Below are 620 nucleotides of genomic sequence, written 5' to 3'. Positions count from 1 at the left end.
CTGATCGATGACGGCGAGGCGGGCGGGTTCCACTTCGTCTACAACGCCGAGAACCGGCTGTTCCGGGTTCTGCAGGACTCGGCCTCCGGCCCCACGGTCGCGACCTATCTGCATTATGCCGACGGCAACAGGCGGCAGAAGAGTGTGACCGGCAGCGGTCACACGGCGTTCTTCCATGCCGGGGACCAGGAGGTCCTGGAGACGGGCGGTACGACCTGGCCCTTCCCCTCGGGCACGGTGCTGCGGCGCTACGTGCGCCTGCCGGGATCGGTGGACGAGGCGCTTCTGACGGTGGAGTACGAGGACTGCGCGCAGGCGAAGGGCTGCCTGCGCTATGCCACCCTCGACAGGCTGGGCTCGGTGGTGGCGGTGACCGGCGAGGCCGGCAGCGTCGAGGAGACCTACGCCTACTCGCCCTACGGCCTGCCGCTCGGCGACACGGGGGGCCACCCCTTCCGCTTCACCGGGCAAAGGCTCGAAACGAAGACCGGCCTCTACTACTACAAGGCCCGCTACTACGACCCCGAGCGCGGCCGCTTCCTGCAGACCGATCCCATCGGCTACGCCGACCAGATGAACCTCTACGCCTATGTGGGGAACGATCCGGTCAACGCGACGGA

1 protein-coding gene is annotated in these 620 nt (G+C 67.9%); it reads left to right on the top strand.

Going from position 1 to position 620, the window contains the following annotated elements; genetic code table 11:
• A partial coding sequence (locus IE88_RS0116105) for an RHS repeat-associated core domain-containing protein (protein ID WP_031556500.1) occupies nucleotides 1-620 on the top strand: 620 nt, incomplete at both ends.

This window comes from Parvularcula oceani, assembly GCF_000733125.1.
GTDB classification, from domain to species: Bacteria; Pseudomonadota; Alphaproteobacteria; order Caulobacterales; family Parvularculaceae; genus Parvularcula; species Parvularcula oceani.
This window is presented reverse-complemented; position numbering and strand designations above follow the sequence as displayed.